The sequence below is a fragment of the Flagellimonas onchidii genome (assembly GCF_004804315.1).
In the GTDB taxonomy this organism is placed as follows: domain Bacteria; phylum Bacteroidota; class Bacteroidia; order Flavobacteriales; family Flavobacteriaceae; genus Flagellimonas; species Flagellimonas onchidii.
Genome location: NZ_SRXX01000004.1, coordinates 242,902 through 265,777, shown reverse-complemented (window position 1 = coordinate 265,777; position 22,876 = coordinate 242,902). Strand labels below are relative to the sequence as shown.

Annotated in this window: 19 protein-coding genes; 11 read left to right on the top strand and 8 right to left on the bottom strand. The window is 38.5% G+C overall.

Features of this window, described 5'->3' with window-relative positions; all coding sequences use genetic code 11:
* Positions 1-126 precede the first annotated feature (126 nt).
* From E4661_RS06420 to E4661_RS06410, 3 genes are all read left to right on the top strand, one after another.
* Positions 127-1,173 carry a TPM domain-containing protein gene (locus E4661_RS06420; RefSeq protein WP_136465998.1) on the top strand — a complete coding sequence of 349 codons (1,047 nt, stop codon included), beginning with the start codon at positions 127-129 and terminating at the stop codon, positions 1,171-1,173.
* Between the two features lie 61 nt (positions 1,174-1,234).
* Positions 1,235-1,444, top strand: coding sequence for an alkylphosphonate utilization protein (locus tag E4661_RS06415; protein ID WP_136465997.1), 210 nt, complete (start codon positions 1,235-1,237; stop codon positions 1,442-1,444).
* Positions 1,445-1,449: 5 nt separating this feature from the next.
* Entirely contained in the window at positions 1,450-3,633 is a 2,184-nt protein-coding gene (locus E4661_RS06410) for an acylase (protein WP_136465996.1), read from the top strand.
* Here E4661_RS06410 and E4661_RS06405 read toward each other — a convergent pair whose 3' ends face one another.
* Positions 3,634-4,272 carry a hypothetical protein gene (locus E4661_RS06405; RefSeq protein WP_136465995.1) on the bottom strand — a complete coding sequence of 213 codons (639 nt, stop codon included), beginning with the start codon at positions 4,270-4,272 and terminating at the stop codon, positions 3,634-3,636.
* A 197-nt stretch (positions 4,273-4,469) separates the two neighbouring features.
* Here E4661_RS06405 and E4661_RS06400 point away from each other — a divergent pair, with 197 nt between their 5' ends.
* Complete coding sequence (locus tag E4661_RS06400) at positions 4,470-5,735, top strand: aminotransferase class V-fold PLP-dependent enzyme (protein WP_136465994.1); 1,266 nt, start codon at positions 4,470-4,472, stop codon at positions 5,733-5,735.
* Positions 5,736-5,742: 7 nt separating this feature from the next.
* Here the strand turns inward: E4661_RS06400 and E4661_RS06395 are convergent, their stop codons facing one another.
* On the bottom strand, positions 5,743-6,636 hold the full coding sequence (locus tag E4661_RS06395) for a metallophosphoesterase (protein WP_136465993.1): 894 nt from the start codon (positions 6,634-6,636) through the stop codon (positions 5,743-5,745).
* Positions 6,637-6,750: 114 nt separating this feature from the next.
* On the opposite strand from E4661_RS06395, the gene E4661_RS06390 reads away from it, so the two are divergent.
* Together E4661_RS06390 and E4661_RS19610 are read left to right on the top strand one after the other, a co-directional pair.
* Complete coding sequence (locus tag E4661_RS06390) at positions 6,751-8,472, top strand: GAF domain-containing protein (RefSeq protein ID WP_313779364.1); 1,722 nt, start codon at positions 6,751-6,753, stop codon at positions 8,470-8,472.
* A complete protein-coding gene (locus E4661_RS19610) occupies positions 8,472-9,125 on the top strand; it encodes a hypothetical protein (RefSeq protein ID WP_313779362.1) in 654 nt (217 codons plus the stop codon). Before E4661_RS06390 ends, E4661_RS19610 begins: the two co-directional genes overlap by 1 nt.
* Positions 9,126-9,128: 3 nt before the next feature.
* Here E4661_RS19610 and E4661_RS06385 read toward each other — a convergent pair whose 3' ends face one another.
* Positions 9,129-10,319 carry a Pycsar system effector family protein gene (locus tag E4661_RS06385; RefSeq protein WP_136465992.1) on the bottom strand — a complete coding sequence of 397 codons (1,191 nt, stop codon included), beginning with the start codon at positions 10,317-10,319 and terminating at the stop codon, positions 9,129-9,131.
* A gap of 53 nt (positions 10,320-10,372) precedes the next feature.
* Here E4661_RS06385 and E4661_RS06380 point away from each other — a divergent pair, with 53 nt between their 5' ends.
* The gene (locus tag E4661_RS06380; protein WP_136465991.1) at positions 10,373-14,086 is read left to right on the top strand and encodes a metallophosphoesterase; all 3,714 of its coding nucleotides are present in this window, start codon (positions 10,373-10,375) and stop codon (positions 14,084-14,086) included.
* A 389-nt stretch (positions 14,087-14,475) separates the two neighbouring features.
* Here E4661_RS06380 and E4661_RS06370 read toward each other — a convergent pair whose 3' ends face one another.
* Together E4661_RS06370 and E4661_RS06365 are read right to left on the bottom strand one after the other, a co-directional pair.
* Positions 14,476-15,066 carry a cysteine hydrolase family protein gene (locus E4661_RS06370; protein WP_136465989.1) on the bottom strand — a complete coding sequence of 197 codons (591 nt, stop codon included), beginning with the start codon at positions 15,064-15,066 and terminating at the stop codon, positions 14,476-14,478.
* Positions 15,063-15,536, bottom strand: coding sequence for a nuclear transport factor 2 family protein (locus E4661_RS06365; RefSeq protein WP_136465988.1), 474 nt, complete (start codon positions 15,534-15,536; stop codon positions 15,063-15,065). Before E4661_RS06365 ends, E4661_RS06370 begins: the two co-directional genes overlap by 4 nt.
* Before the next feature lie 78 nt (positions 15,537-15,614).
* Between E4661_RS06365 and E4661_RS06360 the strand changes: the two genes are divergently transcribed.
* The 4 genes from E4661_RS06360 (at position 15,615) to E4661_RS06345 (ending at position 19,522) form a co-directional block, all read left to right on the top strand.
* The gene (locus tag E4661_RS06360) at positions 15,615-15,953 is read left to right on the top strand and encodes a MerR family transcriptional regulator (protein ID WP_136465987.1); all 339 of its coding nucleotides are present in this window, start codon (positions 15,615-15,617) and stop codon (positions 15,951-15,953) included.
* A 153-nt stretch (positions 15,954-16,106) separates the two neighbouring features.
* Positions 16,107-16,985: a HEPN domain-containing protein gene (locus tag E4661_RS06355; protein WP_136465986.1), complete on the top strand. Its 879-nt coding sequence runs from the start codon at positions 16,107-16,109 to the stop codon at positions 16,983-16,985.
* Between the two features lie 300 nt (positions 16,986-17,285).
* Positions 17,286-18,107: a LytTR family DNA-binding domain-containing protein gene (locus E4661_RS06350; RefSeq protein WP_168796339.1), complete on the top strand. Its 822-nt coding sequence runs from the start codon at positions 17,286-17,288 to the stop codon at positions 18,105-18,107.
* Between the two features lie 122 nt (positions 18,108-18,229).
* Positions 18,230-19,522: a M20 metallopeptidase family protein gene (locus E4661_RS06345; RefSeq protein WP_136465984.1), complete on the top strand. Its 1,293-nt coding sequence runs from the start codon at positions 18,230-18,232 to the stop codon at positions 19,520-19,522.
* A 227-nt stretch (positions 19,523-19,749) separates the two neighbouring features.
* On the opposite strand, the gene E4661_RS06335 is transcribed toward E4661_RS06345, so the two are convergent.
* The 3 genes from E4661_RS06335 to E4661_RS06325 are packed head-to-tail and all read right to left on the bottom strand — an operon-like array spanning position 19,750 to position 22,870.
* A complete protein-coding gene (locus tag E4661_RS06335) occupies positions 19,750-20,610 on the bottom strand; it encodes an NHL repeat-containing protein (RefSeq protein ID WP_136465983.1) in 861 nt (286 codons plus the stop codon).
* The gene (locus E4661_RS06330; RefSeq protein ID WP_136465982.1) at positions 20,603-21,508 is read right to left on the bottom strand and encodes a GyrI-like domain-containing protein; all 906 of its coding nucleotides are present in this window, start codon (positions 21,506-21,508) and stop codon (positions 20,603-20,605) included. Before E4661_RS06330 ends, E4661_RS06335 begins: the two co-directional genes overlap by 8 nt.
* Positions 21,509-21,544: 36 nt before the next feature.
* The gene (locus tag E4661_RS06325; RefSeq protein WP_136465981.1) at positions 21,545-22,870 is read right to left on the bottom strand and encodes a vanadium-dependent haloperoxidase; all 1,326 of its coding nucleotides are present in this window, start codon (positions 22,868-22,870) and stop codon (positions 21,545-21,547) included.
* Between the last annotated feature and the right edge of the window lie 6 nt (positions 22,871-22,876).

Genomic DNA, 22,876 nt, shown 5'->3' with positions numbered 1-22,876 from the left:
TTGTAAAATAAAGCACAAGTTAGTTGAAATTATACGGACGTAAAACAGTTTGAGTGGTCTGTAAATTTGTAGATCAGAGTCAACCCAACATATTGTATATTTAGGAGGTCAGGTACAATTTTTAAAATGAACAAAGGTCTTCTTCTCTTTTTTCTCTTCGGATCTTCTTTAACAGGCTTCGGGCAACAACCATATCCGCAATTAAATGAAATCGTTACAGATAATGCTCATATTTTTTCAGACCAAGAACTTCAAGGACTTAGAACAAAGCTTACCCATTTTGAAACAGAAACTGCTAACCAGGTGGTTGTTTTGACTATAAGTACTTTGGGAAATGAAACCATTGAGGAATACGCAAATTCCATTTTCAATCAAAACGGGTTGGGTCAAAAAGGGAAGGACAATGGCATTCTAATTCTTTTTGCAAAAGCTGATAGAGAGGTTCGAATTGAAGTTGGCTATGGGTTGGAACCCTATATCACCGACGCTGTTGCTTCGGGAATTATCAGAAACACCATGATTCCGAAGTTCAAAGAAGGGAATTACTTTGAAGGATTGGATTTAGCGACCAATCAACTTATCGAATTTCTTAATAATCCAGAAGCTTTAGAAGAGTTTAAGAAAGATTTGGAAGCTGAAAACGATATGGGTTGGGGAGTCCGAATTTTTATGGCAATTTTCTTTTCAATATTTATTGGGGCTGGGGGTTTTATTTTCTATAGAACCTATTCGGGCATTGTTGAGGCTTTTAGAGGTATGTTGATTGGAAAACTTGGTGTAATCCGAGGTCTTTTCATGGTAACTTTTTCAATGATTCCAGTGGTTTTTTCCATGGTGTTTATACTCATGCCAATGCTTTTTGCGATGGAGATATTTAATTTCGGCTTTCGCTTTGAAGATTTGAACACTATAATTGATGACACATCGTGGGTGTCTCTGGTCTTGATAGATTTTTTTCTTTTGACCCTTTTATTGGCAGTTGCAAAAATTCTTATCAAGGGTAAAGAGGGATTTCAGCTTTCGTTGTTTAAAAGTGACAGCAAGTACATAAGAAAGACTTTCTCATCATCAGGAAGCCATTCTTTTGGTTCTAGTTCTTCGGGGAGCACTTCCAGTAGCTTTTCCGGAGGTGGAGGTAGCTCTGGCGGCGGTGGAGCCAGTGGTAGTTGGTAGGGTTCGGTCCGATTAGTAATTCAGATGCATTTACTGTACATTGAAGACCTAAAACATACTTATGGATACCAAAGACAGTAATGGAAATATTCTAACAGATGGGGATAACGTTCATGTGACCAAAGATTTGAAAATCAAAGGGATGTCCAAAACCCTTAAAAGAGGGAATATGATTAAAAATATTCGACTCACTGGCAATCCACAAGAAGTTGAATGTAGAATTGGGAAATCCCAAATCGTATTAAAGACCCAGTTTTTGAAAAAAGCATAAACCTTATGAGAATTTTACTGTTGATTGCATTGTTCACTTTATTGGGTTGCAACTCAAAACCTAAGACGGAAGTTGAAGAATGGCAAGCTCAAGCTGAAAACATTACCATTATTAGAGACGATTTCGGGGTGCCCCACATTTATGGGAAGACTGATGCTGATGCAGTTTTCGGATTGTTATATGCTCAATGCGAAGATGACTTTAACCGCGTGGAGCAGAATTACATTTGGGCTATCGGAAGATTGGCCGAGGTAGAAGGTGAGAAAGCACTTTATAGCGATTTATGCGCTAGATTGTTCATGACAAAAGATGAGGCCATAGCCAATTACGAAAAAAGCCCCGAATGGCTCAAAAAACTATGCAATGCTTTTGCTGATGGAATTAATTACTATTTACACACCCACCCAGAAGTCAAACCCAAACTACTGACCCGATTCGAACCTTGGATGCCAATGTATTTTAGCGAAGGAAGTATTGGAGGGGACATTGAGCGGATTTCTATTGCGAAGATTAAAGCATTCTATGAAACCGGTATGCCAGAGAAAACGAACGGGTTTTTAGAAGAGCAAGAAATTGAAAATAAAGAAGCCGAACTGGCCGAACCGCAGGGATCAAACGGTATTGCCATTTCTGGGGAGCTTACGAAATCGGGCAATACGATGTTGCTGATTAATCCGCATACCTCATTCTATTTCAGGGAAGAGGTACATGTAGTGAGTGAAGAAGGGTTAAATGCGTATGGAGCCGTTACTTGGGGGCAATTTTTCGTATATCAAGGCTTCAACGAAAAAACAGGTTGGATGCATACATCAACTTATACTGATGTAATGGATGAATTCATTGAAAAAACCATGGTGATTGAGGGCAAAAACAAGGCCTTCTATCAATACGGCGAAGAATTAAGACCTATTGAAGAATCGGAAGTAACCTTGAAATATAAAACTTTAAATGGATTGCAAGAAAGGATCTTCCCTATGTACCGCACCCATCATGGACCAATTACCCATGCAGTGAATGGGCAATGGACAGCTTCGGCCATGATGTGGGAACCAGTTAAAGCACTGGAGCAATCCTTCATTCGGACTAAACAAGAAGGTTATAATGGTTTCAGAAAAATGATGGATATCCGAACCAATTCCTCAAACAATACGGTATATGCCGATGCCGAGGGAAATATTGCTTATTTCCATGGAAATTTTATCCCTAAAAGGGATACCATTTTTGACTATACAAAACCGGTGGATGGTAGCAATCCCAAAACCGACTGGCAAGAGTTACACACCGTGGACGAGAATATTTTGGTGCTGAACCCTGAAAACGGCTGGATTCAAAACTGTAATTCCACACCCTATACGGCTGCGTTGGAATACAGCCCAAAACGTGGGGATTATCCCAAGTATATGTCCCGAGATCAAGAGAATTTTAGAGGAGTTCATGCTATTGAATTGTTGACCGATAGGAGTGGTTACACTTTGGATGATTTGATTCAGCTTGCACACGACCCATATTTACCAGCTTTTAAAGCTTTAATACCGGGGTTGGTTGAAGCTTATGATGAAATAGATAGGACTAAAGCTTTGGGAGCACCGATAGAGGAGCTGCGAAACTGGGACTTTAAAACTTCTAAAGAATCTGTGGCCATGACCTTGGCGCATTACTACGGGACATTGTGTTATGAAAAAGCGGACAGACCAGAAAGATTATACGCCATGCAATTAGTGGGGTATTGGGGGGGTGAATTTTCAGATAAAGAAAAAATAGAAATCTTTAAGGAAGCTGTCACCAAACTAGAAAATGACTTTGGGCATTGGAGTATACCTTGGGGTGAAGTAAATAGATATCAACGGTTGAATGGTGATATCCGTCAAGCCTTTGACGATAACAAACCCAGTATTCCTATTGGTTTTGCCAGTGGCAGATGGGGTGCATTGGCGGCCTACGGTGCCCGGTACAACAATGGAACCAAAAAAATATACGGTACTCGCGGCAATAGTTTTGTTGCAGCAGTGGAGTTCGGAGAAAAAGTCAAGGCAAAGACTATTTTGGCTGGCGGTCAAAGTGGAAACCCCGATTCGCCACATTTTGATGACCAAATTCAAAGGTATGCCGATGTGCAATGGAAAGATGCAGCTTTTTACAAGGATGATGTACTTAAAAGGGCTGTTAAAACCTATAGGCCAGGAGAATGATCATTCTCCTTCTTTAACAACAATGAGGCTGGCTTTTGAGCCAGTAGAAAGGTTCCATCGGTTGTTATGTATAATCTGACCTTTGTCATCCGCTATTATCACTTGAGCCGTATTTGGACCTGATGATCCTTGGTTTAAAGCTTCAAAGTCAAGTCGATTAAAACCTTCGGTTAAATCAATGTTGATTCCTCTGAAGGAACCTGAGAGTAAAATATTCGCCTCAACAACAACCCCGTTCAAATAGATTTTTACCCGATCGCCATCCACATATTCGTGATCTCGACAGACAATACCTATAAATTTGGCATTGGTTTTCACATCGCCCAAATACTGGTCGCCAAGATGCTTGTTTGAACCTTTTTTTTCTTTTTCTCCCACTTTGGGATCTATGACCAAATCATGGCCTGCCTGCAACAGTTCCTTATCTGGAAGCATTTTTATACCAGGCTTGTTGTTTTTTGTTAACGGGTTTTCGTCAATCACCGAAGGCATTCGTAGTGATGTGCCCTGATTACTGGGTTTTATATCCAGATTGTTTCTATCTCCAATTTTTAATGGGCGAGTAGTCGGAATATCTCCTTGCGCCGTGACAGACACAGAAACAATAAATATGGCAAGGATAAAAACCAGCTTTTTCATAGCAAATAGGTCGCTAACTTTTCTTAAAGTTAACAAATACCTTGCCATATGAGTGATAAATAGCTGTTAAATGTGCTGGATTTTCGATGTAAAGAATCCATTCCATATAGTTTTTGAATAAAACTTCGGCATCTGAAACTTATTATTGTAACTTGATGGTTAGCAACCTTTAATGCTATTTTCTAATTGACCCATAGATGAAAAAAAGGGAATTTTTAAAGTATCTGGGGCGGACGAGCTTGGCCGCATCTATAGTACCGTTGACAGTTAATGGTCAAAATGGATATAGTGATGCATCGCCCTACCCCTATGTGGACAGTGATGAATTTTGGGAACGTATACGAAAGGACTACAGACTGAAACCCGACTATGTTAATCTGGAGAATGGCTATTATTGTATAACGCCCACCCCGATTTTGAACAAATTATGGGAGCACACGCAAAAAGTAAATTATGAAGGTTCCTACTACATGCGCACGGTGCAATGGGAAAATAAGGAAAGGGTCACTGAAAAGTTGGCAACCTTTGTGGGGTGCGATTCTGAAACCTTAGTAATTACAAGAAATGCCACCGAATCATTAGATCTTATTATTGGAGGCTTTCCATGGCAAGAAGGCGACGAGGCGATTTTCGCATATCAGGATTATGGCGCAATGCGAGACCACTTCTATTTAATTCGAGATCGTTACGGTGTAGTCTGTAAAGAGGTGTCCGTGCCCAATCACCCTAAATCTGATGAAGAAATTGTCGCCCTCTACGAATCGCAAATCACACCAAGGACAAAATTGCTAATGGTCTGTCATATGATCAATATTACCGGACACATACTCCCTGTCCGAAAAATTTGTGATATGGCTCATAAATATGGTGTAGAAGTTATGGTAGATGGAGCTCATACAATTGGTCATATTGATGTGAATATTTCTGATTTGAATTGTGACTATTATGGATCTAGCCTTCACAAATGGTTGAGCGCTCCTTTAGGGGTTGGATTATTGCATGTCGCCAAAAGGAACATTTCCAAAGTATGGCCGTTATTGGCAGAACATGGAAAGGAGTCTCATGACATTCTTCGCCTCAATCACACTGGCACAAACCCCGTGCAGATTTATTTGGCAATCAACGAAGCCATTGATTATTTGCAGTTGATAGGAATCCAGCGTAAGGAAGAACGATTGCGCTATTTGCAGCGATACTGGAGCAATCAACTGCGAAATGTTCCCAATGTAGTGGTTAATACCCCGGTCGAAGAACATCGAAGCTGTGGAATAGCCAATGTTGGAATTGTACATATGAAGCCGAAGGATTTAGCAGAAACCCTGCTTGAAGAATTCAAAGTTTGGACGGTAGCCATTGATGAATCCGATGTGATTGGTTGCCGAATTACCCCTAACATTTATACCACCATAAAAGAACTAGATGTCTTTGTAAATGCCATGAAAACTTTGGCAAAACGAACATAGCAAAAGTTTATTCGACGTAATCCCTTAGTTTTTCAGGCCCTTCCAATAAAACCCTAACTATTTGTAGTGTACCATCAGGTTTGGTGTCTATATGCCATTTGATAAGCGAGATTTCTCCATTTTCCAACTCTATCCCTGTGATGCTTCGGGGATGTACACAGCTCCCATCATTAAAAAAGGGGATTTGCCCTGGTTCTGGAAACCGTGGTCTGTGGGTGTGTCCTGCAATAGTTATCCTCAGATTGTTCTTTAGAATCCATTTTTTGATTCGTTTTTCGATACGGATAAGCTCTTTGTAGTTTTTGGCGGGGCTTGTAGGGTCAGCAATGCCGACTACTTGCAAAGGTTTCCAAAGAATCCGTACTAAAAAACGGCCTATTCGCCAACAAACATAGTTCCACCAATCTGCTTGATGCCCATGTGTGCAGAACAGTTCTTGTTGGGTTTCTTTATGCTTTAGAATCAATGCCTCATGATAGGTTATTCCTTGAAAAAGTTCTTTATCCATATCGTCTATGGGTTCAAAATAGCTCGATAGATGCTTGTCCACATACGATTTTTGGCGATAGACCATGTCGTGGTTGCCCCATACCATATGAAGCCGATGCTCCAAATGGAATCTTCTCAACAATTGGTACACATTTTTATGGGCCTCAAAAATGGATTCAAAATGTAGGTTTTCCCAAAGCTCATCACCATCACCAAGCTCACAATATTGAAAGCCTTTGCGGTAGTAATGACTTAGGGCATGAAAGTAGATATTTCGGTTATTGGCAAAATCATCGGCAAAGCTATTGTCGCCTCTGTGACAATCACTGAAGAAGATAAATTTTGAATCATCATCAAAGGAGATGGTTTTAGCCTTCTTGTATGCTCGATCTAACCTAAAACTGGAGGACATGGAACAATTTTTACTAAATATCCAAAAAAAGCCAACAAATCCATAAAGATTCTCTTAACAGAGGCGCATTTTTTCTTTTTGTAACTTTGCAGGGTAAACCTCGACTTATATTGTATGAAGCAAAATTACCAGGCAGAGAGTCCCATGTTGCATCTGGTGAGTTTCAACAAGTTGTTGCAACACTACGATGAACAACTAAAAAGCAAGGACAAGCATTTGGCGGAAAGAGCCAAATATGTGCTTGATGCGCAAGCCCCGTATCCGGAGTTAAGGGAGGGTTTTAGCGACCTTGAGTTATTGGATAAGCATAAAGATGTAATCAGTATCATCTTGGCCGATACATTTTCTACTGTATTGACGAAGAACGAGATCAAAACTGCATCAACACCTTTTGAAACGATAGTTTTCAACTCATCGGAGCGTTTTCAGAATATCCTAAAAAATGCTGGCGAGGGATTTGAACTCCAAATTCGGAACCTGCCCCAGAACGTTGATTATATAATGCGTTGTACCGTGGTATTGAGCTTTTACTACGGATATTATATGGATTTTAGAAGGCCGTTGTTTTATGATATTCCAGACGCCAATGGCGTAATGCGTCATTATAGGATATTGTACAACGCCGATTTTATGGAGATAGTTCCCACTGAAAATGCGAAGGAACTTTCACAGGCCGATGTGGATGAGTTATTGGAGAATTTTGACAATGTTGATCTTTGGAAGGAGAAAATCCCACCAAATAGTTTCATTTCGAAGGGGTTTGTGATTTCCAATATGTTCGATGTCACCGCCGAGCATTCCATTTCTGAAATTAAATCTACGTTGATTGGAAGCAGCAAAAGGGCAAATGAAAACTTTATGGACAGTTTTCAAGAAACCTTTAGATCACTTTTTAACCTTAGAAAAATAAATGTTGGTTTTGCAGGGTATGATACCAATACCAACAGATTCCTTAAAATTTATGGTAAGGGTATAGAAAGCTATATCCTTAAAGGAAAGGAGATGGAGTCTTGTGACGAGATGTTATGCAGTTACTCCCATAAAAAACTGTTTAAAGAGAATACCTATTTCGCCATTTCCAATGTGGAGAAATACTATAAAAGGTCGAATGGGGAACAACCTTATAAAAACCTTCATGAGCAAGGAATTAAAAGTGCCATATTGGCCCCAATTGCAAGCGATGGCAACCTGTTGGGTGTTTTGGAGTTGGTGTCAACCACTGTAAACGAGTTGAATAGTGTCAACGCCAATAAATTGGAGGATGTTATGCCATTCATTGTTTCTGCAGTACTTCGATCTATAGAAGAAGAAGAAAACTTGATTGATGCCATTATCCAGCATGAATGCACAACGGTACATTCTTCCGTCTACTGGAAATTCCAAGAAGAAGCGAAACGATTCATGGGGGATGAACTGGTAGGGAATCAACCGGTTTTCAAGGAAATTGTTTTTAAGGACGTATATCCGCTATATGGTCAAATTGATATCAAAGAATCTTCGAAACAAAGAAACCTTTCGATTCAGCGTGATTTAATGATTCAACTCTCTGAAATAAATGGAGTTTTGGAAGTAGCGTTCAAAAAATTCAAGCTGCCCATTTATGAGGAGCTTATGTTTAGGGTGAACACTTACCTTGAGGAAGTAAAAGAAGCTTTATATACCCATACCGAGCAGGCCATATTTGATTTTGTGAAAGAAGAAATAGCTCCTGTTTTCAAACATTTGAAAAGTGAAAACAAGGTCATGCAAGGTTTGGTGGAAAATTATGAGGCACAGATAGATGAAAGCACCGAATCTTACTATGATCATCGAAAAAACTATGATAATATAGTGTAATGGAGGCCAACATGGAGTTGGCGGCTTTGTTGGACAGAAAGCAGGTTGAAGCCCAAGAGATGTTCCCGCATTATTTTGAGCGCTACAAGACCGATGGGGTAGAGCATAACATGTATATTGGAAGTTCTATCGCCAATGACAGAAACTTCAATGAGCTGTATTTAAGTAACCTTAGGTTGTGGCAGCTTCAGGTGATGTGCGATATGGAGAATAAGTACTACGCACTAAAACCAAAATTGCCTGTAAAGTTGGATGTTGCATCACTGATTTTGGTATATAGCACCTCATTGGCCATTCGTTTTAGAATGGATGAAAAACGTTTTGATGTAGATGGCACCTACAATGCCAGATATGAGATTATCAAAAAACGCATCGATAAGTCATACATAAAGGGGACCAATGAACGTTTGACGCAAAAAGGAAAACTAGCCATTGTTTACAGCCAGCGTAAAGACGAAAAGGAATATATGCGCTACATCAAATTCCTAAAATCCAAAGGCTATTTTACCAATAATATTGAAATCGTAGAGCTTGAAGGACTGCAGGGTGTTACGGGATTAAAAGCAATCAGAGCCGAAATTCTCTATACCAAGGACACCAAGTCTGAACGCACCTATACTTACGAAGATTTAATGGAGGAACTTAAATCTTAAGTTTTATAAACGGCCGGTTCCACCAAAAAAATGGAATGAGATGGCAAAGGCCAATACTGAAATCACTATACCAATGATAAAAATGGTATAGGTCAACCGTAGTATTTTATATTTTCTATCTAACACCAACCCTAAAAAATAAAGGTCTTTGGTCAATGAAGAATAAATGTATTGGTTGTCCTTGACCAACTCTTTAATGGCCCATTCATAATCCCCTAGGCTCATTTTATGAAAATTACCGAAGAACAATAGGTTTACCTTCTTGTTTTCCACATCTTCTTTGGTAAACTTTCCGCTGGTGACATTGGGTCGGGTCGCCAACACGGCCAACACCATAGAAACTACACTAAATGTGATAAAAATGACCGTGGGCCAAATCAAATAAGCATTGGATGGATTATCTAGCTTGGGTATAAGGTTTGATAAAGCCACCGAAATAATGATGGCATTGACTGAAAGCAAAATGTTGGCCTTGGTGTCAGCAATATCACTAAGGGTTAAATGATTCTTTAAGGTGACCCGGAACAAGGTTTGAATGCCTCGATCTGGACTTTCACTCTTGTATTTGGCCTTTAGTGCCTCCTTTTTGGCGATATCTTTCTCGGTCTTTTTTTCTTTGACCAATTGCTTAAGGTTCTTGTCTTTGCCTTCTTGCCAGTTTTCTTTGGCATAGTCCGTATAAAACTGATGCTCATTTCGGAACATTTTAATGTTGATATCTCTCCATTCCTTACCTGAAAACTTGGCAATGCCCAAAAGCTCCAATTCTTCCTTTAAAAAATCAGTGGTTTCCCAGTAACTTTTTTGCGCAAAATGGGAAGCATCCGCATCTCGCATGATTTCCTGTTGGAGGTTTTCAGGATCATGGAACCGCTTTGTGGCCATAATATTGGCACTGATTTCTTTAATACCATTTGCATCGTAGTTGTTTTCCTTTAGAAAATTCGTAGCAATCTGGCAACTGGTTTCCTCATGGTTCTTTGTACCTATGGTATAACCTGTATCATGAAACCATGCGGCCAATAGGAGCTTTTCCTCTTCCTCCTCCCCTAAATTGTAAAAATTGATTAATTCTTTAGTACTTTTAACTACACGCTGGGTATGTCGCAAATTGTGATATAAAAACTTTGGATCCAATTTATTTTCCAAAAGTTCAGAGACAAAATGTTCAGCTTTTTCTAAAATTTCCGACATAACAATACTTTGAATTCTCCAAAATACAAAATTTTGGAATCAACCTCAGATATATGAAAAAACATTACTTAGCTGCACTTTTATTGGTTCTTGCAACAAGTTGTGCAACCTATGAAGCAAAATACGAGACACCATTTGTTCAAGGGAATGTTTCCAGTGGAAAAGAAATAGAACATACCTTTTATTTGATTGGAGATGCAGGGAAATCACCCATGGGTGATATGAATTCAACGCTGAAAAAGTTCAAGCAGCTCTTGGCAAAAGCAAATAAGAATAGCACGGTGCTATTTTTAGGAGATAATATTTATCCGGCCGGATTTCCAAGCAAGAAGGATGACCCAAAAGGTCATGAGTTGGCCAAAAACCATTTGGATGCCCAATTGGGCACAGTTGAGGAATTTAAGGGAAAAACTGTTTTTATTCCAGGGAACCATGATTGGTATAGCAAAGGCCTTAAAGGATTGGAACGTCAGGAAAAGTATATTCAAAAAGTATTGGATAGTAAGGAAGTGTTCTTGCCCGACAATGGCTGCCCGATTGAAAAGATTGAAATAAGTGACAACACCCTTGTCATTGCCATCGATACAGAATGGTATTTGACCAATTGGGACAAGCATCCCACAATGAATGATGATTGTGAGATTAAGTCACGTGGTAGGTTTTTTGAAGAATTGGAAGGCCTGATCAAAAAAAATGTGGATAAAACCACCATTATTGCCATGCACCATCCCATGTTCACGTATGGTTCCCATGGCGGATATTTCTCCTTTAAGCAACATATGAATCCTAGCGGTGGCAGCTTTCCGCTTCCAGTGATCGGTTCACTGGCAAATTTGCTGCGAGAAACATCTGGAGCTTCCATTACAGATTTGTCCAACAAAATGTACAACAGATTAAAAAACCGGATTGTAACGCTATCCCAATACTCGGATAAGGTGGTTTTTGTTTCCGGACATGAGCACACTTTGCAATATATTGTTGAAAATGGAATACCACAGATTGTAAGTGGTTCTGGAGCCAAAAAAGGCGCGACTCGATTGCTGAATGGCAGTAAATTTTCCACAGGAAAAACTGGTTATGCGGTTTTAAAGATTTTTACTGACGGGTCATCAGCCGTTGATTTTTATGGAGCAAATGAGAATCCACAAGAGTTGTTATATCAAACTCAGGTACTTCCACCGAATACTTCTACTAAAATTGCATCATATGGCAATGACTTTCCCAAGTATAAGAGCGCATCCATTTATACTGACGAAGAAATTGATAAAAGCGGATTTCATAAATGGCTTTGGGGCGAGCGGTACAGAAAGTATTACGGAACCAAGGTAAAGGCGCCAATGGTTTTGCTTGACACCCTTTATGGAGGGCTTTCCGTAGTAAGAAAGGGAGGGGGAAACCAATCCAATTCGTTACGGTTAAAAGACAAGGAAGGTAAACAATATGTGATGCGAGACTTGCGCAAAAGCGCCGAACGTTATCTTCAGGCCATTGCCTTTCAAGAGCAATTTGTGATTGGCAAATTCGATGATACCTATACCGAAAAACTGTTATTGGATTTGTACACCGGAGCCCACCCTTATGCTCCATTTACAGTTGGTGCGCTTTCCGATGCCGTTGAAATCTACCATACCAACCCTAAATTATTTTATGTGCCTAAACAAGCTGTTTTGGCTGGATTTAACACTGATTTTGGTGATGGACTGTACATGATAGAGGAACACGTTTCTGATGGACATTCAGATTTGGAAAGTTTTGGGAAAACAAAGAAAATTGAAAGTACCTACGACTTGATTAAAAAGCTCAGAAAGGACGAAAAGTATCGTTTGGATGGAAAAACATATGCCAGAGCTCGATTGTTCGATATGTTGATAGGTGATTGGGATCGTCACGTAGATCAGTGGCGTTGGGCAGAATTCAAAGGGGAAGATGGCACAAAAATATATGAACCCATTCCTAGGGATAGGGATCAGGCCTATTCCCGATGGGGAGATGGTTTTGTGCTTGGGTTCGGTTCACGCGCAGTTCCAGCGCTTCGAATTTTTGAGGGCTTTGATGAGGAAATCAGAAGCGTAAAAGGATTTACCTCTTCGCCCCGCACATTTGCATTGGATATGGCACTTCTTTCTGAAATTGATATGAACACATGGATGGAGCAGGCAAAATACATTCAACAGCATATCACCGAAGCGACCATTGACAAGGCCCTTTTGAATTTTCCCGAGGAAGTAAGGGATGAAACCGTTCAAAAAATAAAGAAACACCTGTTATCAAGAAAAAGAAGCTTAGTGGATACGGCTCGGGAGTATTTTAGGGTAATCAATAAATACAGTGTGGTTACTGGAACGGATAAAGATGATTATTTTACTATTGTATCTGCTCCAAATGGGGATTTGGAAGTTAGGGGGTATCGCATTAAAAATGGCGAGAAGAAAGACCTGTTCTTTCAAAAAACATATCGCCCAGAACATACAAAGGAAGTCTGGGTGTATGGTTTGGATGACGACGATGTTTTTGATGTAAGCACCAAAACCTCAAAAATCAAGGTTCGCATTGTAGGTGGACAGAACAACGATGTCTATAAAATCACTGAGAAGTCAAAAAAGGTGCATACCTATGATTTTAAGAGCAAAAAGAACACATACGACGAAGCGTTTGGTGGAAAATTGCACAGAATCAATGATTACGACACCAATACCTATGAGTTCTTGAAGATAAAGGCCAGCAACAACCAATTTTTGCCCACCTTTGGGGCCAATCCGGATGATGGATTTCGAATTGGATTTACCAACACTTACCTTTTTAATGGTTTTAGGCAAAACCCATTTACACAACGACACATTTTAAACGGGTCTTATTACTTTGCCACCAATGGCTTCGACTTTGGGTATAATGGAGAATTCGCCAACATTTTTGAAGGGGTCAACCTAGAACTGGATGCCAGATTTACCAGCCCTAATTTTACCATCAATTTCTTTGGTTTTGGTAATGAAACAGAAAATAATGATGATGACGAACCGCTGGAGCTGGACTTTAACCGGGTGAGAATGAGCACCATAAAATTTGCTCCCTCCTTGGTGTGGAGAGGTTATTTGGGCTCTAAAGTGCGTTTGGGAGTGTCTTATGAGGATATCGAAGTGGAAGAGACCGAAGACCGGTTCATTAATCAATTTTATGTGCAAAATGGGGAAGAAAGTGAACAGAGCTTTTTTGGTGTTGATGCCGAGTATTCCTATTCCAATACTGATAACGAAGCATTCCCGACCATGGGAATGAGCTTTTCACTGCACGGAGGTTATAAAATGAACCTTAACGATTCTGATAGGGCATTCGGGTACTTTATTCCAAGTTTGTCAATTGATCATAAACTATGTTCGAATGGAAAGTTGGTTTTGGCGACCAAAATCAAGGGACATATTAATATTGGGGATGATTTTGAATTTTACCAAGGTGCGAATATCGGTGCCAATAACGGACTTCGTGGATTCCGATTCCAAAGGTTTACGGGGAAATCAGCCTTTTACCAAAACACAGACCTACGTTTAAGTTTTAGGAGCCGACAAACCGGATTGCTTCCCGTTACCCCGGGTATTTATGGCGGATTTGATTATGGAAGGGTGTGGTTCCCAGGAGATGATTCCAATAAATGGCACAATTCTTACGGAGGAGGTTTCTTTTTAAACGGAGCCGATGTGCTTTCTGCCAATTTTGGATTGTTCAACAGCGTGGACGGAATGCGCTTTGCCTTTGGGGTGGGGTTTGGGTTTTAATACTATAAGACTGTCATTCCCATGAAAATGGGAATCCAAACGAAAAGGAATAAAGTAAAAATCATCCATCAATTTCGGTTGTGTTTTTAGACAGAATTTCCCGAACTTCACTTATCGGTTGCTAAAGAATCATTGAAACGATTTTTAGCTTAAACGTTAGCTGCAACCAAAATAGAACCGTCAAAAATTAACTTTTCCGTCTATTATCAAACCATTTTATAAACGAAACATAAAGAACGGCTTGTGGAAAAGTCAAAATCAAACTGAAGAAAAAACGAATTGACCAATCCGAAAGGAGATTTGACGGAACACAACTCAAAACCAAGCTATTGACAAAACAAAGCGGAACGGCAATCTTCGATACAAACCGCAATGTTCGTTTCAATTCTTTATTCATTCGTAAATTCTTCGGTTGTTAAGTGTTCGCCAAAATGATGGACAATTTCGTTTAGAACATAATCTTGTTGCTTTCTACTGAAAGCTGAGGTCGCGTCTGAAATCAGAAACGTATTGTAGCCTTTGTCGTGGGCATCACGCAAAGTACTTTCCACACAAACGTGAGTAGCATAACCGACCAAATACAGATTCTCGATTTTGTTGTTTCGCAAATATGCATCTAAATTAGACCCTGTAAAACCACTAGCACCAATTCTACCCGTAACAATAAACTCGTTTTCAGTCGGCTTTACAGTTTCATAAAATTGAGAACCAAAACCATCAATTAAAAATGTTCTGGCATTTGGAATGGCTTTTCGCAAACCACTTTTTCCGTTCGCCAATTCGGGATAACCTTTTTGAAAACGCAATCCAACGTGAATAGCTTCAATATTATTTTTACGAGCAAAATCTAACACTTTTGTAATATTAGAAATCGACTCATACATCATTTCCCTATCTTCCACCAATAGTTTAAAAAGTTTTCCATTGCCGTGCATCCATTCGTTTTGGGTTTCAATTAAGATTAAAGCCGATTTTTTCATAATTTCCAAGGGTTTTCGATATGAGAATGGTATATTTTAGTCACTATTTTCCATCCATTTTCAAACTTTAACAACGTGAGTAAATCTGTAAAAACTAATACTCCGTTTCTCATAAGTTTAAGTTTTACAAATGCTGCGGTTTCATTGATATCAATTTGGACAAATTCATATTCAAACTTCCTTAGACCACTATCGTCAAAGCTTCTTTTATAATCGTAAACCATTTTTACCCAAACATTCAAAGGCAGCTTTCCCAATTCTTTTCCCTGTGCATAAAAAATAGCAAAATCAGGATGATACCCCTCATACATTGCATCAGTGTTCATCTCGTTCAATGCACCATTTAAATAGCAATTTTCAATTAAATTTTTAATTCTTGTTTCTTCCATTTCAAAATTATTTTGAGCATTTAGAGTGTTGAACAGCATTAAAAGTAATACTACTAAAACTGGCTTGATGTTTATTTTCATTATTTGTAGATTATTTACAATTTCAAAACAACTGAATATTGTTTACTTTTACAACAATTATTGTAATTTATTTACAAAATGAGCAAAAAAGATAACATGACAGATTTGTCATTTGACTTTGATTTTCTGGATAAAGTAATCATTGGAATTGGAGAAGTTTCACAAATTACGGGCATTCCGACAAGGCGAATACGATATTGGGAAGACAAAGGAATCATAACGAGCTTGACTGAAGAAGAAGGAAAAAACAGGCGTTACGATTATAAAAACATCAAAAAAATGTTGCTAATCAAAGAACTTTTGGAGGAAGGTTATACTTTGGACGCTTCGGCTGAAAAAGTGAAAAAGAGAATGGAAATGATTGAACAAACTCTCAAAAAATTAAAAAAGGCAGCAGCTGACAATGGCTATAAGTAATTGCTTGTTTTCGCCTACTTCTGAAAATCCACGCGGATTTTCAGTTAGGTGTGTACTTGCAAAGTTAAGTGCTAAACCACGCAACTACTCATAGCCGAGACCGATAAGTGTCATCCCAAATCTCCAAATCCCAATAATCCTTACCTTGCATTTGTGAAAGCATTGAACCACCTGCCCAAATCCAAACAAGAAGAACTTGAGTTGCTCGCCGAGCAGTTATCCGCCCATAAATTGGTGGAAATGGTCATCCTCTTCGGTAGCTATGCGCGTGGTAATTGGGTAGAGGACCAGTATGTGGAAAAAGGCATCACCTACGAATATCGCAGCGATTTTGACATCCTAGTGGTGATTACTCACGAAGACCTCAAACAAAAATTCCGGATAGAGGATAAGATCAAGGCCGAATTGGTCACTACGGGAAAAGTCACCACGCCTGTCAGCCTGATCTTTCATGGCATAAAGCAACTGAACGCTTCTTTGGCCATGGGCAACTACTTTTTTAAGGATATTAAAGAAGAGGGCGTAGTGCTGTACAATTCGGCAAAATTTAAACTCGCCCACTCCAAAAAATTGACCCCTGAGCAGTACCAGCAAAAAGCACAGGAATATTTTGACCAATGGTTCAAAAGTGCGAATATGTTTTATCTGGATTTTGAAACTAATTTTAAAAGAGGTGAGGCTGATTCAGATTTTTTCAAGAACGCAGCTTTTATGCTCCATCAAGCCACTGAGCGCTATTACACGACTATTTTGTTGGTCTTTACCGATTACCGTCCTAAAGACCATAATTTGGAGAGTCTGGGCATCAAAGTGGAAATGTGCGATAGGCGCTTTGCGGTTTTCCCCAAGACCACCGATACCGAAAAACACCTTTTTGAACTGCTTAAGCGCGCCTATATCGATGCCCGCTATAAAATGGATGAGTACCAGATTACCAAAACCGAACTTGAGTATCTGGCAGAAAAAGTAAAAGAGCTAAAACAGCTTACCGAGACCATCTGTACCGAAAAGATAGTTTCGATTGGAAAATAAGCTAATAATATGCTCCTTTCCTTGTCATCCTGAGCTCCTTCCGAAGTCTTGTACGGAGGACAGGTAGTCGAAGGAAGGGAAAGGTACTCACTTTAGTGGACGGAAAGGGTGAATAGATTATTATGCTCATTAGTCAATCAAAATCTCCCACCCATCAATTTCTATTGGATTTTTATACAGAAATTTCCGAACTTCACATGCTTGTACCGAATTTATTTCAGTGTTTCGGTATCGGATGCTAAACAATCTTTAAATGAGGCCATATCTTAAATGTTGTGCATAATACCAAGACAAATTGGGATGTTGGAATTTATATTCAAACAAATACCTTACAATTATAAGTTTAAAAAGCAATTATTGATTGGTGCTTTTTTAGGAGGAATAGTAACATTTATTATGATTTTCCTTCAACCTTTTGGTACATATGGTTTTGAATCTAATCATAAGTATTTGATATTTTTTGGTTTTGGTTTATTGCTCTTTGTAATGTATTTTCTTTGGGCTAGAATAGAAAATTTATGGTATGATTATAAAAGCAAAAAATGGAAGATTAAATATGAAATTATTTCTTTCATCCTTTTCATGCTTATTTCCAGCCTACCAATTCATTTTTACAACCAAATCTTCCTAAATGATTTTTTCAATTCAAAATATGGTGAATACGAATATTTAAAACATGGTATATGGTTTTTTCAACACTCAATAGTTCCTATTATGTTGATTCTTTTTCCTTTTTATATCTACCTAAGAAATAAATTCGGAGAATTAACTACTCCTAAATCTTTAAATGAAATTGATTTCTACGGAATCAACAAAGGAGAAAAAATAACAATTAAGAAAGAAGAACTGTTATTTATTAAAGCATCTGAAAATTATGTGAACATATACTATGCGAAAAACAACAAGATACAGTATAAAATATTTAGAAATACATTAACCGCAATTAATGAACAAGCTCCATTTTTGCACAAATCTCATCGCTCCTATTTGGTAAATGTTTCAACCATCAAAAACATAAAAGGAAATTCACAAAATGCCAAAATAGTGTTTCATCATGATGGTTTAGATATACCATTATCAAAATCGTACTACAAAACCATAAAATTAGCATTGGGTGTTTAGCCCAGAAATTATTATTTCGTCATAAAAATTAATGGTTAATCAATATAAATATCCTGCTGTCACTATTTTTATTACACGTATGATTTTCTGATTCTATTTGATGAATTATTAAATAATTAACGATGAAAATAATTCAAACCAAAAGTTTCATTTTATTATCCGTACTACTATCTGCCACGCTAATAGGCTGCAGATTAATTAATAAAAACGTACACCAAAAAATTGAAAATGACACCGACAAGATATTCGATAAATTAGTCAAAATCAGAAGGGATTTTCACCAATATCCTGAACCGGCTGGAAATGAAAAAAGGACTTCTAAAGTTATTGCCAATTACTTAACTAATTTAGGCTTAGAGGTTAAAACAGGAATAGCAGGAAATGGAGTTGTTGGAATCTTAAGAGGAGGAAAAGAGGGAAAAAACATAGCCTGGAGAGCCGATATGGATGCTTTGCCAAATGATTTACCTGACGTAGTACCATTTAAATCTAAAAATAAAGGGGTACAACACGGTTGTGGTCACGATGTTCATATGGCAATTGGAATTGGAATAGCTGAAGTATTGTCCAAAAACAAAGAATCAGTCAATGGTACAATATATTTCATATTTCAACCAGAAGAAGAGACTTTTATTGGTGCAAACAATATGGTTAATAGCAATCTATTTTCAGAAATGAATATGGATGAGATATATGCATTACATGTAACTGCATTACCAGTAGGTCAGATAATGGTTAAACCAAACGAGCTATTTGCATATCAAAAAAGAATACAGATTATATTTAATAGTGAATTGTCAAAGGAAGATGCAGAAATGCTATTCAATCAGGTAAGAAATGAAACTCTACGAAGAAAAGACGGAGCAAAGCCCTGGCAAATCCCAAAAGCATTTGATTCTATAGTTGGATTAAGTAATCCAAATACTGTTTTCAAAGATTATCTATTTATAGAGGAAAATTTTGCCATCGAAAAAGACAACAATCAACTTGTCATAAAAGCTTATGCTTATGAAACCAGTAAGTCAAATGTACCTAATATGTTACCTGAGATTGAGCAGATAATTAGTAAATCAGAATACAAAGATAAGTTCATCTCGATATCATTTATTCAAGAAAATCCGACTGTATTGAATGATATCCATTTAACAAAAAATGCAAATAATATACTAACCAATATTTATGGTAATAAATCTATTAAGATGAGTTATGGACAAATTCCATATTTTAACGATGACTTCTATTATTTTCAACAAAAAGCTCCAGGAGTGTATTTTTTATTGGGTGGTTCAAATCCAGAAAAAAAGATTAATGCAATGAATCATGCACCAAATTTTGGTGTTGACGAAGAATGCATAAGAGTTGGAGTCAAGTCTTTTTCTTCATTGATTTTAGAAAGAACAAACAGTGGTAAGTAAAACACTATGTATACGATTTATGGTTTGTTGTTGCCGTACATGGTTTTTTTGATACCATTGCTTTAATCTGTATTTACTTTGGTTTGGTGTAACGACACTAAATCTGTGCAAAACCGAAAGGTTAGTGAGTAGAAATGCACTATTATCCATAGCCGAGACCGATAAACGCATTTCAAAATTCGCCCCCTTTTTCGTTTAGTTTGCCAAAGAGGAACTCAATACTTTACCTAATCAAGCTTATAAGAATACAAATTCCTTCCCTTGGTTTGGGATTGCTCATCGGCAATCAATAAGGTTGAATCATCTATAAAACAAACAGATTCAATTTGGGTTTCGTGCTTTAGGTATAAAGCACCTATTTTGGCATCAGAAAAATGGTCAAAATCAAAGTCCTTGAGAAGGTAGACATTGCCGTAGCCCAAAAGGGCTATGGTCTTTCCGTCTTCTGAAATGGCCGCACTGGTCACAGAGCAATGGTCTTTATCATTGCAAAGATTCAAGGTTCCTATGAGTTTGGCCTCATAGGTTCCTTTTTTATCTGGAACGCGGTAAACCAAGGTTTTTCCCAAATAGGGGTGGGTGCGGTCTTTGGTAAAGATGTACAAGTGGCCTTTCCAGTGAAAAAAAGCTTCGGAATCGAACAAAAGGTCTTTTTTTGACGGGGGAAAATCCTTTTGTTCTGGGTAATTGAATGCTATTTTTTCGACATCAATACTTTTCCCTTTTTCTTTATCTGGGTTTGGAAGTTTATATATGACCAGGTTTTTTCTTTCGTTGTCATTATTACCAAAATCACCAATGTACAAGTTCCCTTTTTTGTCCTTGGTCAAATCTTCCCAATCGTTGTTTTTGGCATTTTTGACCTTGAGTTGCTTGATGAGCTTTCCTTTAAGGTTAATGGCATAGATAATGTCTTTGTTGCCATTGTCTTCGATGACCCAAGCTTTGGATTGGTCAAAGGTTGCAATTCCCGAAACTTCATTCAGTTTGGACGGGAGCTTCCCTAAATATGTTAAGTCCCCGTAATACGGTTGCTGGGCGCAGGCCTGAATAAAAATCAATAACAAAATGGGAATGTACCTATTCATTGTTCTCCTTTATGGGCATGTAAATTTCTGCCTTCCAAAGCATTTCATTACCCCCAAAATTGGGATTGTTGTAAAATATTTCCACCGGTTTTGGCTCAACTTCAATGTTGTGTGCCTTTGCATAGTCCAATAGAGCGTACCAAGCTCTGTCCGATGTAATATAATTGCCGTTGTATTCTGCTTTCAACGCTTTTTTTGCGAAGATGCGACGATATTTAATATCTGTGTCCATTGGCAATTTTTCAGAACGGATCACAGGTTGCCCAAAATTATATTCGAGGCTATCTGTCGCCATATCCCAATGGGTAACTTGAATCATCGGGGGGCCTGCCAACTCTACCTCATTTTTAGTAAGGACCTGGGTGAGATAGCTAAGATTTTCCATCATTCCCCCGGCTTTTTGAAACTGTGTTAACTTTAATGGGATGTAAGCAAAAAATTTGGTTGGAATTTCTTCCTCACCAATAATGGTCACCTTGAATTTATTTACATGTCCATTGAGTTTTTCTATAAAATCCAAGACGGTTTTTCTTGACCTTTTTTCAAAATCCGTGTCTGAAAAAGGAACTCGTATTTTATTGGATAAGCTATGGTTTTCATCGCGGATATCTACCCCAACCTCCGTTGTTGAATCGGTAATGGCCTCAAATTCCCAATCATAAATATGAATGGAATCACCAAACTGTACTTTTTGCTTCAGATGGTAAATATCATTTCCTTGTTGGGTCACACCAACAACTGTATCCAAGGAACGGTCCCAAAGTTTTAATGCTTGATTGATGGTCCCTGGAAAGGTATTGGCCTTAAAACGAATTGTGTAGTCAGAGGGTTTGATAAAAAGATACCACACTAGCGCAATCAATAAAACCGTCAAAATACTCCATAGGATTTTCCTCATACCTTAGCACTCAAGTTTAAAAGGTTTTGAAAACGTTTAGTTCATGTCTAGATGGTCTACGACAAATTTCCCCAATGATCTTCCTTGGTTTACCCCGATTTCTACCGCGGCTCTATAATGGATTCCGCCATACATTCTGCTTATTGCAGCCTCGTCAGCTGCCGCCGCAAATGATTTAAAGGACCTTACAGGTAAGCCATAGGGTATCTCGGTATCATCGTCGAAAGCAAAATTGTCTCCAAAAATACTGGTCAAAGCTGTAGCTGCAGCTCCAGAAACAACACTGTGTCCACTTGTATATTCGGGAAATGGTGGTGTTTGAAGAACTGGCTCCCAACTATCATCGATATGTTCGTTGATCAAGGTTTCTGGCCGAATAAGGTTGCTTCGGTATTTTTCATCCCAACAGCTAATAAAAGCATCGGCAATGGCTATAGAGGTTTTTGTATAGGCGTAAATGGTTTTAGCAAGGTCAGAATCAGTCTTTCTACTGGCAATTTTGGTAATACCGATCCAGTGCGCACCCGGAGTGATTTTTTTGGTAGCAAACATCAAGTGTCCCCTAGTTACTGAAACGTATGGGTTGCAGTCCCAAAATTGGGCTATTTCAATCTCTTCGGATTCATCACCTTTTGAAGTGATTTCGTTACTGATGTCATATACTTCCTTGACTTCTTTATAAAAATCCGAGTCCTCTTCCATGGAAAATGGAGGAGGAGGGGCAGGTTTAAATTGAGCTGCTGAATCAATGACAAAAGGTCTTATTTTACTCCAATGGGGCTCAATGCCATCCATATAAGCGGGTGGGGTTGGCTGCCATCTTGAAGGTTCATCCGAATCAACTGTAAATTTGGGCATGGTTCGGGTTTGTTTATAGTTGTCCTTGTCCATCCAGGCAGCTATGTGACCGGCTACTTTTAGCCCAAATGCTTTTGATGCTTCAAATTCGGGGGCATTCATTTCTTCCCAAATACCATATAGGCTGTCTCGATAGGCTTCAATCCGATCCTCCGAGAAAATCAACCTCTTGTTCATATCAATATGAGCAATGAGTGCTGCTAAATCAAAATTGACATTTTCACGGTTTTCGGGTTCCGGAATTTGGGGTAGATCTGTTACTTGGCCTTGTAAAGAGTTGTAACCATCACCCTTTAAAGCCAATATTTCGTAGGCCGCAACATTTGGATAGGCGTAGATACGACTTGCCACTGGAGGAGAAAAGATATCATGGATCATAACTTCGGTCACTTTGTCGACAGAACCGTGATAATCCTCAGGGGAAATAACAATAGGTTCCTGCTTTTTGGCACAAGAGAACAGTGCAAGCGCGGTGAGCAGCAGTATTCCTAATTTTTTTTTCATGATTAA